The following is a 4636-nucleotide window of genomic DNA, read 5'->3' on the forward strand; positions in this document are numbered from 1 at the left end:
ACCATGCCGCCCTCCCCGGCGATGGCGTCGAGGGCCCGGCTGCGCAGGGCGGAGACCCGGGCGCCGTCCTCCAGGCTCAGCGCGCCGGCCACCACCGCGGCGGCGATCTCGCCCTGCGAGTGGCCGAGGACGGCGTCGGGGCGGACGCCGTGGTGCTGCCAGAGCGCGGCGAGGGAGACCATCACCGCCCACAGGGCGGGCTGGACGACGTCGACCCGCTCCAGCGGCTCGGCGTCGCGCAGCAGCCGGGTGAGTGACCAGTCGACGTGCGGCGCGAGCGCCTGCTCGCACTGCGCGATCCGCTCGGCGAACGCGGGCTCGGTGTCCAGCAGCGCGGCGGCCATGCCGGCCCACTGCGAACCCTGGCCGGGGAAGACGAAGACCGTGCGCCCGTCCGAGGCGTCCCGGCCGCGCACCAGGTGCGCGGCCCCGCCCGCGAGGCCGGTCCGCAGCTGTGCGCGGTCGCCGACCAGCACCGCGCGGTGCTCGAAGGCGGTCCGTCCGGCCAGCGTCCGGGCGACGGCCGACGGGGCGGCGTCCCGGTCGGCCAGCCGTTCGGCCAGCCGGTCGAACTGGTCGTCCACGGCCTGCTCGGTGCGGCCGGAGAGCAGCCAGGCGACCGGCTCGTCCGGAGCGTCCCGCGTCACCGGCGCGGCGTCGGCGGCCGGGGCCTCCTCCAGGATCACGTGCGCGTTGGTGCCGCTCATGCCGAACGAGGACACCCCCGCGCGGGCCGGGCGGTCCGCCTGCGGCCACGGCACCGCCTCGGTGACGAGCGACAGTGCGCCGGCCGACCAGTCGACCTTGCCGGAGGGCCGGTCGACGTGCAGGGTCGCGGGCACCAGGCGGTGCTGGATCGCCAGCACCGCCTTCATCACCCCGGTGACCCCGGCGGCGGCCTGGGTGTGCCCGACGTTGGACTTCACCGAGCCCACCAGCAGGGGGAGTTCGGCCGGCCGCTGCTGCCCGTAGGTGGCCAGCAGGGCCTGGGCCTCGATCGGGTCGCCCAGCGTGGTGCCGGTGCCGTGCGCCTCGACCACGTCGACCTCGGCGGCCCGCAGGCCGGCGTCGGCCAGCGCCGCGCGGATCACCCGCTGCTGCGAGGGCCCGTTGGGGGCGGCCAGGCCGTTGCTGGCGCCGTCCTGGTTGACCGCCGAGCCGCGCAGCACCGCCAGCACCGGGTGCCCGTTGCGCCGCGCGTCGGAGAGCCGCTCGACCAGCAGCACGCCGGCGCCCTCGGACATGCCCATCCCGTCCGCGGCGTCCGCGAAGGCCTTGCAGCGGCCGTCCGCGGCGAGCCCGCGCTGGCGGGAGAAGCTGAGGATCGCGCCCGGCGTGGACATCACCGCCACGCCGCCGACCAGTGCGAGCGAGCAGTCGCCGGCGCGCAGCGCCCGGGCGGCCAGGTGCAGCGCGACCAGTGAGGCCGAGCACGCGGTGTCGACGGTGATCGCCGGGCCTTCGAGGCCGAGCGTGTAGGCCACCCGGCCGGAGACCACACTGGCCGCGCTGCCGGTCAGCAGGTGGCCCTCGTTCTCCGCGGACTGGGCCACCGCGGCGGCGTAGTCCTGGTAGTTGACGCCGGTGAACACCCCGGTGCTGCTGCCGCGCAGCGCCACCGGGTCGATGCCGGCCCGTTCGAGCGCCTCCCAGGAGGTCTCCAGCAGCAGCCGCTGCTGCGGGTCCATGGCGAGCGCCTCGCGCGGCGAGATGCCGAAGAACTCGGCGTCGAAGTCGCCCGCGTCGTGCAGGAAGCCGCCGTGGCGGGTGGTGGAGGTGCCCGGCCGGTCCGGGTCGGGGTCGGGGTCGAACAGGGTGTCCAGCGGCCAGCCGCGGTTGACCGGGAACTCGGACACCACGTCACCGCCCTCCACCAGCAGCTGCCACAGCTGATCCGGCGTGCTGATCCCGCCCGGCAGCCGGCAGCCCATCGCGACGATCGCGATCGGTTCGTCGGGTTCGGCGGCCCGCACGCCCGGGTCGTCGGCCGCGTCGGAGCGCTCACCGAGCAGGGAGGAGCGGATCAGCTCGGCCAGCACCCCGGCCGACGGGTAGTCGAAGACCAGGGTGGCGGGCAGCCGCAGACCGGTGGCCGCGTTGAGCCGGTTGCGCAGCTCGACGGCGGTCAGCGAGTCGAAGCCCAGCTCCTGGAAGGCCCGGCCGGCGGGCACGGCCTCCGCCGATCCGTGCCCCAGCACCTCGGCCGCGTGGCCGCGCACCAGGTTGAGGACGACCCGGGTCTGCTCGGCCTCCGGCAGTCCGGCCAGCCGCTCGCGCAGCACCGAGGCGGCCGGGGTGGCGGCCGGCGCCGCCGTCGTCCCGCCGAGCGCGCGGACCTCCGGCACCCCGGTCAGCAGGCGGCTGGGCCGCACCGAGGTGAAGACCGCCGAGAACTGCGCCCAGTCCACCTCGGCCAGGGCGATGACCGTCTCGTCGTCGTCCAGCGCGTGCTGCAGCGCGGTGACCGCCGGCTCGGGGTCGATCAGCGGCAGGCCCTGGCGCTGCACCCGGTGGAAGTCGGCCTCGTCGAGGGTCTCCCGCTCGGCCCACGGGTTGGCCGCCTTCCACACGCCCCAGTCGACGGTGGTGGCGGTCAGTCCGCGGGCGCGGCGGGCCTCGGCGAGCGCGTCCAGGTAGGCGTTGCCCGCCGAGTAGGCGGCGTGGTTGCTGCTGCCCCAGACGCCCGCGATCGAGGAGAACAGCACGAACGCGTCCAGCTCGCGGTCCAGCAGCTCGTCCAGGTGCTTGGCACCGGCGGCCTTCGCGGCGACCACCCGCTCGAAGGAGTCGACCGGGACGACGTCCAGCGGCGCCAGCTCGATGTAGGCGGCGGCGTGGAAGACGGCGGTGACCGGCTCGCCCCGCTCCTCCAGGTCGGACAGCAGGCGGGCGACCTCCTCGCGGTCGGCCACGTCGCACCGCGGCAGGCTCAGCCGGGTGCCCAGTTCGGCGAGTTCGGCCGTCAGCTCGGCCGCTCCGGGGACGTCCGCGCCGCGCCGGCCGGGCAGCACCAGGTGCTCGGCGCCGCCCCTGGCCAGCCACCGGGCGAGGTGCGGGCCGAGCGCGCCGGTGCCGCCGGTGACCAGGACGGTCCCGCGCGGTCGCCAGGCGCGGCGCGGCACGGTGGGGCGCGGGGCGCGGACCAGCCGGCGGGCGTACAGACCGGCCGGGCGGACCGCGAGCTGGTCCTCGCCGGTCGCGCCGGTCAGCGCCGCCCGCACGGCGTCCAGGGCGCGCGAGTCGAGCACCGGCGGTAGGTCGACCAGACCGGCCCAGCGCGCGGAGTGCTCCAGCCCGGCGACCATGCCGGTGCCCCAGACCAGGGCCTGGTCCGGTGCGGTCAGCGGGTCGCCGACGCCGACCGACACCGCGCCCCGGGTGGCGCACCAGAGCGGCGCGTCCATCCCCAGGTCGCCCAGCGCCTGGATCAGCGCCAGGGTGAGCGCGGCGCCGGTGGGCAGCGCCGGGTGGGCCGGGTGCGGTTCACCGGCCGACGCGAGCAGCGACAGGATGCCGGTGAGGCCCTCGGTGCCGCCGTCGGTTTCGGCCGTCGCGGCGGCCAGCCGCTCGGCCGCGGCGGAGCGCTCCACCTCCCGCTCGCCCAGCTCGACGGTGCGCACCTCGGCGCCGTCCCGGCCCAGTGCCCCGACCAGCGCCGCCACGTCGTCCGCCGGGTGCCCGGCGGGCACCACGAGCAGCCAGCGGCCGCCGAACGCGTCGTGCGCGGGGGTGGGCAGCTGCTGCCACTGGACGCGGTAGCGCCAGGACTCCAGCGCCGAACTCTCCTGCTGCCGGCGGTGCCAGGCGTTCAGCGCCGGCAGCACCTCGCCCAGCGACCCGGCGTCCACCGCCAGGGTGCGGGCCGTCGCGGCCAGGTCCGCGTCCGCGACCAGCCGCCAGAACGCGCCGTCGTCGCCCTCGGCGCCGGTGCCGGCGGGAGCGTCGGCGCTCAACCAGTAGCGCTGCCGCCGGAAGGGGTGGGTCGGCAGCTCGATCCGCCGCCCGCCGCCGCCCGAGTACACCGCGCTCCAGTCGACCGGCACTCCGCGCACCCACAGCTCGGCCGCCGTCGTGAGCAGCCGGGGGAGGCCGCCCTCGTCGCGCCGCAGGGTGCCGGTGGCCAGCACGTCGGGCACGCCGGCCGCCGCCGCGCCGTCCAGGACCGGCAGGGTCAGCACCGGGTGCGGCGAGACCTCCAGGAAGACCTGGTACCGCTGGTCGGCGAGCGCGCGCACCCCGGTCTCGAAGAGCACGGTCCGCCGCAGGTTGGTGTACCAGTAGTCGCCGGTCATCAGGGTGGTGTCCAGCCAGTCGCCGGTCACCGTCGAGAAGAGCGGCACCCTGCTCGCCGTCGGCCGCACCCCGGCCAGCAGCCCGGCGAGCCGCTCGCGGATCCGCTCGACCTGCGCCGAGTGCGAGGCGTAGTCCACCGGGATCACCCGGGCCCGGACGCCCTCGCGCTCGCAGACCGCGACCAGCTCCGCCAGGGCCTCGCTGTCGCCGCTGACGACGACGGCGGTGGGGCCGTTGACGGCGGCGACGGAGATGCGGTCGTGCCAGGGGGCGATGAGTTGGTGGGTGTGGTCGAGGGGGTGGGTGAGGGAGACCATGCCGCCGGTGCCGGTGATGGTGTGGA

General features: G+C 76.8%; 1 protein-coding gene. It reads right to left on the reverse strand.

Going from position 1 to position 4636, the window contains the following annotated elements; genetic code table 11:
• Positions 1–4636: SDR family NAD(P)-dependent oxidoreductase (locus PUR61_RS18345; protein WP_329879982.1), on the reverse strand; the 4636-nt coding region annotated here is incomplete at both ends.

Source organism: Streptomyces sp. BE20, assembly GCF_036322525.1.
Classification (GTDB): Bacteria; Actinomycetota; Actinomycetes; order Streptomycetales; family Streptomycetaceae; genus Kitasatospora.